The 5,889-nt window shown below is 59.5% G+C and carries 3 protein-coding genes; 2 read left to right on the top strand and 1 reads right to left on the bottom strand.

The features are described 5' to 3' along the window. Positions 1-179: 179 nt before the first annotated feature. Positions 180-770: a sigma-70 family RNA polymerase sigma factor gene (locus tag QZ302_RS08175; protein WP_294594337.1), complete on the top strand. Its 591-nt coding sequence runs from the start codon at positions 180-182 to the stop codon at positions 768-770. A gap of 1,922 nt (positions 771-2,692) precedes the next feature. Here the strand turns inward: QZ302_RS08175 and QZ302_RS08170 are convergent. Beyond that, entirely contained in the window at positions 2,693-2,839 is a 147-nt protein-coding gene (locus QZ302_RS08170; RefSeq protein ID WP_294594335.1) for a hypothetical protein, read from the bottom strand. A 121-nt stretch (positions 2,840-2,960) separates the two neighbouring features. Here QZ302_RS08170 and gcvP point away from each other — a divergent pair, with 121 nt between their 5' ends. Next, positions 2,961-5,828 (top strand): aminomethyl-transferring glycine dehydrogenase, encoded by a 2,868-nt coding sequence (gene gcvP, locus QZ302_RS08165; RefSeq protein WP_294594334.1) that lies wholly within the window; start codon positions 2,961-2,963, stop codon positions 5,826-5,828. The last annotated feature ends 61 nt before the right edge of the window (positions 5,829-5,889 follow it).

The following is a 5,889-nucleotide window of genomic DNA, read 5'->3' as shown; positions in this document are numbered from 1 at the left end:
CGTTTTTGGTATAGGGTTTGCCCCCCCCCTACCGACAGGGGGGAGAAAATTTGGCGGATTGCGAAATTGTTCGTATCTTGTCTCCGACCCAAGGGGGATTTTTTACCGATTTACGATAAATACAAGTTGCCTATCGATCGATATCTACTCAAAACCACACGTTAAAACGAGTAGAAACCATGAAAACCGAAATCAGAAACGACAAGGAGCAGCGGTTGCTCCGGTCGTTCATCAATGGCGACGAATCGGCGATTGCTACCCTGATCGAAGGTTATCGAAAAAAGGTATATAACTACATCCTGATGCTGGTCAAGGATCGACAGACGGCGGACGACCTCTGTCAGGAGACCTTTATCAAGGTGATCGGGAGCCTCAGAGGGGGCAAGTATGCCGAAAACGGAAAGTTCATCTCATGGGTGTTGCGAATTGCGCACAATCAGGTGATCGATTTTTTCCGGGGAGGGCGCAGACCGGCGCATGTCACGAGCGAGGATGCGGGGTACGATGTCTTGAATAACAAGGAGTTGGCGGATCCGACGGTCGAGGATCGCATGATTCGGGATCAGCTGGAGGAGGATGTGCGGAGTCTGATCGACCGGCTGCCGGAGGAGCAACGGGAGGTGGTGGTCTTAAGGCACTATTTCGACCTTAGTTTCAAGGAGATCGCGCAGCAGACGGGGGTGAGTATCAATACGGCGCTGGGGAGGATGCGGTATGCGTTGATCAACTTGCGCAAACTGGTGGATGAGAGGCGGTTGGCGTTTGCATAAGAAATCATATTTTAGGAGTCTCCTCCTCTCTGCTTTATACAGAGAGGAGGAGACTCTTTTGTTTGGGGGTTATTGCCTATTGGGGCTGCTGCGAGGCGTGGGTGAAGGCGGCCTTGGGATTTGGGCTGAGGTTGCCAGTAAACCGGCCCGGCGGCCGCGTTCGCGCCATGGCGGGCAGTCTTTATTATTTATAGCTGTAGTGGGTTGGGCTGAGGCTTTGCGTATGCGGGTATACCCGGCCAAAGCATCCCGCAGGGATGCGCTCTAAAGTTTCTTTGGTTCTTTCTGTTCACAGAAAGAACAGTTCCAGCCGGGAAGTGCCTAGACCGCGCGCCAGGCGCGCGAACAAAGAACAACGCGCGAAAAAACTCGACTTAGCCAAAACTCCGTCGCCCGCCCGCTTAAAGAGGGATTTCACTCGTTTTGCGGTGAGCAAAATCGAGATGAAATCCCAGCGGGCGACGGCAAACGTGGCGGAGCGACAGCGGAGCCGCAGTGAGGCTGACACGGGGCGGAGAATTGGGCCGTGCTTGGGGCTGTGACTTGTTCTTCGGGCTCGAAAACCGTAGCCGGTTTTCGAGCCGCGTTGGGCCGAGCTTGGGGCTGGGATTTGGGTGGTGAGTTGGGCTGTGCTTTTGCCAAGCTTTGGGCTTTATTTGGGGGCGAGAGCGAGTAGCGCGATTCCGTGAGGAATCGCCGTCCTCGGGCGCAACGATGCATCAGCGGCGCGGGGGAGGCGCGCCGAGGACGAACCCGACAGCTTTGGGCGGTGAATGGGTGCGGTGCTTCCGCGACTCGCAGAGGCGCCGGCCTGTTCGCCCAAGCCGCGTAGCGGCTTCGGAGGGATGGGCGACAGGCCGAATCTGTCAGAATTGGGGGCGAGTGTTGAACTGCGAATAGGGCTGAATTGTTGGCCGTGCTCTTGCGGCTCTTTGAGCCGTGCAGTTCGCCGCCACCCCGAGCGGCTGGCTGCAACTCGTCGGGGCTCGTTGCGCTCTCCGCTGGCAGCGAACTGTTGTCGCGTATAGAACGAATGGGCTGTGCTTTTACGGTTCTCCGAACCGCCGGCCTCGTCGCCCAAGCCGCATAGTGGCTTTGGGGGGATGGGCGACAGTCCGAGCCCGACAGTCATGGATGGTGAATGGGAGCTAACTGTTGCCCAAACTTTCGCGACCGTTTAGGGTCGCGCGGGCTTCAACCCGTTTAAACTGGGATGAGCGACAGGTCGAAATCAAGAGATTTGGGTTGTGCGTTGAACGGCGAATTGCTATGGGCTGAGGACGAACCCGACAGGCTTGGGCGGAGTTCTTGCGACCCGCAGGGTCGCCGGACCTGCGCGCTGGGCCTTCGGCCCATCCTCGGAGCGCGCAGCCCGAAATCGAAAGAAATGGGGAAAAATCGAATTTGACAGCCTTGTGGGGTGATAGGGCGGATACCTTTGGTGGGTCGGACGCCCGGGAGTGCTCGCAGTGAGCTTGCGAACGTTGCGGGCCTCCCGAGGGGGAGGCGTCCGGCCCGCGCGGTTCTTCGAACCGCAGTAAACGCAATGGCCGCTGATTGCTTGTGGTAGTTCCAGCTAGTATTCACGTGCCGATTTGCCCTGTTTATTCCGAGAGGCAGCGCAACTGAAAACCGTAGCCGCGGTTGTCTGAGAAACCGGGGCCCAGGTAGTTGGAACTGAAACCCAAATCCAGACCGCCGATATTGCTCGTTGACGACGAGTAGCTGAACCCATTTTGCCCTACGACGTACAGTGTGCCCGAAGCGTTGCTGCGGAAGCCCGGGGGTGCCGCTCGGCACTCGAACCGGGCCGCCTCGGCTTCAAGTTAGGGTCGAGGCTGCCGGTTGCTTGGGGTAGCCTGGGGGGAGAGATTGCCGGTTATTTAGGCCGAGGCTGCCAGTAGAACGTCCTTTGGGCGCGTTTATTCCGAGAGGCAACGCAACTGAAGACCGTGGGAGCGGTAGTGCGAGGTGCCGGAGTCGAGCCACGTCACGTTGAAATTCAAGTCCAGACTGTAGAGCTCGTCCGGAGAGCAAGACCAACTGTAACCGTCCTTACCGACACTCATCAGATCCCCCAATCGCCCATTGATCCCCCCGTCGCGGAAGCCCGGGGCGGGGAGAGGCGTTTCTCTCGTTTTTATTTCGTATCTTGCAACACCTTATCAACCTTAAAACTCAATTTCGAAAATGGCTCAGGATCAATTCGTAAACAGACATATCGGAAACGCAGCCGAAGAGGTCGAACAGATGCTCGGAGTGATCGGCGTCGGATCGGTCGGCGAACTCATCGACCAGGTGGTGCCACCGCAGATTCAGCTGCCGAAACCCCTCGAACTCGATCGACCGATGAGCGAATACGAATTTGCGGCCCATATCCGGGAGCTGGGGGCGAAAAACCGGCCGCTGCGGACGCTGATCGGGATGGGGTATTACGGAACGGCGACCCTGGCGCCGGTGATGCGCAATATTTTCGAAAATCCGGCCTGGTATACTTCCTATACGCCGTATCAGGCCGAGATTTCGCAGGGACGGCTGGAGGCGTTGCTCAACTTTCAGACCATGGTCAGCTCGTTGACGGGGCTGGAGGTGGCCAACTGCTCGCTGCTGGACGAGGCGACGGCGGCGGCCGAGGCGATGATCATGATGTTCAACCTGCGGTCGCGGGAGGCGGTCAAGGAGGGACGGAACGTCTTGTTCGTGGACGAGAATATCTTCCCGCAGACGCTCGATGTGCTACTCACGCGGTCGGAACCGCTGGGAATCGAGCTGGCGGTGGATTCGTTCGAGGAGTATGAGTTCAGCGGGCGGGAGTTCGGGGCGATCGTCCAGTATCCGGGCGCTAATGGGCATGTGGCGGATTACTCGGCTTTTGCGGCGGGGTGTCATGAGCGGGGGATGCTGGTGGCGGTGGCGGCGGATATCCTGTCGTTGGCGCTGCTGCGTGCGCCGGGTGAGTGGGGGGCGGATATCGCGGTGGGTTCGACGCAGCGGTTCGGGATTCCGATGGGATTCGGGGGGCCGCATGCGGGGTATATGGCGACGCGGGATGCCTACAAACGGCAGATGCCGGGGCGGATTATCGGGGTCTCGGTGGATCGGCTGGGGAACCGGGCGCTCAGGATGGCGCTCCAGATGCGCGAACAGCATATCAAACGGGAGCGGGCGACTTCCAATATTTGTACGGCGCAGGCGTTGCTGGCGACGATGGCGGGCATGTTCGCGGTCTATCACGGGGCGGAGGGGCTTCGGCGGATTGCGACTCATGCGCATGCGCATGCGCATGCGGCGGCGGAGCTGCTCAAGGGGTTGGGGTATGAGCTGGTTTCGGACTGCTATTTCGATACGATCGAGGTGGCGGCCGATGCGGAAAAGGTGGAGGCGATTGCGGTTGCGAAGGGGCTGAACTTGTTCTATCCGACGAACGATACGGTGCATATCAGTTTCGACGAGCTCTCCACGGTGGCGGAGGTGAATACGGTTGCGGCGATCTTTGCGGAGGCGCTTTCTGCGGGAGAGGCTAAGGCTGCCCTTGTACTCGATACTGTGGACGAGGGGATTTTTCTGCCGGCGGCTTTGTTGCGGGGGGACGAGATACTGACGGAAGCGGTCTTCCGGAAATATCGCAATGAAACGGATTTGATGCGCTATATCAAGCGGCTGGAGCGGCGGGATATCTCGCTGGCGGATTCGATGATCTCGCTGGGGTCGTGTACGATGAAGCTCAATTCGGCGGTCTCGATGATGCCGCTCTCGTTGGCGAATTGGGCCGATGTCCATCCGTTCGTGCCGCTGGATCAGGCGGAGGGATACATGGAGATGATCCGGGGGCTGGAGCATGACCTGGCGGTGATTACGGGGTTCGAGGCGGTCTCGTTGCAGCCCAATTCGGGGGCGGCGGGCGAATATACGGGGCTGATGGTCATTCGGGCTTACCACATGAGCCGGGGCGATCATCAGCGGCGGGTGGCGCTGATTCCGGCGTCGGCGCACGGGACGAATCCGGCGTCGGCGGCGATGGCGGGGATGAGGATCGTGGTGGTGGCGTGCGACGACCGGGGGAATGTGGATGTGGAGGATCTCCGCAAAAAGGCGGAGGAGCATGCGGCGGAGCTGGCTTGTCTGATGATTACGTATCCGTCGACGCACGGGATTTTCGAGGGGAAGATCCGGGAGATCGTCGATATCGTTCACGGGAACGGGGGACAGGTCTATTTCGACGGGGCGAATATGAATGCGCTGGTGGGGCTTTCGTCGCCGGGGTTCATCGGGGCGGATGTCTGCCACCTGAACCTGCACAAGACGTTCGCGATTCCGCACGGGGGCGGGGGACCGGGTGTGGGGCCGATCGGGGTGGCGGCGCATCTGGTGCCGTTCCTGCCGTCGCACTCCATTGTAAAAACCGGGGGCACGGATGGAATTACGGCGGTCTCGGCGGCGCCGTGGGGGAGTGCGATGGTCGAGGCGATCTCGTACGGATACATCAAAATGATGGGGGCGGAGGGGTTGAAACGGGCGTCGGAGATGGCGATCGTGGCGGCCAATTACATGGCGTGCGCGCTCAAGGGTCATTATGGGATTGTCTACACGGGCGAAACGGGGCGTGTGGGGCATGAGATGATTGTGGATTGCCGGAGCTTCAGGGCGGAATATGGGGTCGAGTGTGGGGATATTGCGCGCCGGCTGATGGACTATGGGTTCCATGCGCCGACGCTGTCGTTCCCGGTGCACGATACGCTGATGGTGGAGCCGACGGAGAGCGAACCGAAGGCTGAACTGGATCGCTTTATCGAGACGCTGATTGCGATTCGTAAGGAGTGCGAGGCGTTTGCGGGGGCGGAGGATCATATCGTCAGGAATGCGCCGCATACGGCATATGAGTGTTGTGGAGCTTCGGACGAATCGGGGTGGACGCACCCGTATTCGCGGCGTGAGGCGGCGTTCCCGTTGCCGTGGGTGCGGGAGAACAAGTTCTGGCCGTATGTCTCGAAGATCGATGCGGGATATGGCGACCGGAATCTGGTCTGCACGTGCGAGCCGTTGGAAACTTATCTGTAAATCTGTTTTGGCTGTAGGGTGTGTGCCTTGCAGCGGGCGTCGGACACGGCGGGCACAATGG

The sequence above is a fragment of the uncultured Rikenella sp. genome (genome assembly GCF_910579375.1).
Taxonomy (GTDB): domain Bacteria; phylum Bacteroidota; class Bacteroidia; order Bacteroidales; family Rikenellaceae; genus Rikenella.
This window is presented reverse-complemented; position numbering and strand designations above follow the sequence as displayed.

Coding starts and splice junctions, on each gene's coding strand:
- gcvP (WP_294594334.1), top strand. CDS start 2,961: ATGGCTCAGGATCAATTCGTAAACAGACATATCGGAAACGCAGCCGAA.
- QZ302_RS08175 (WP_294594337.1), top strand. CDS start 180: ATGAAAACCGAAATCAGAAACGACAAGGAGCAGCGGTTGCTCCGGTCG.
- QZ302_RS08170 (WP_294594335.1), bottom strand. CDS start 2,839: ATGAGTGTCGGTAAGGACGGTTACAGTTGGTCTTGCTCTCCGGACGAG.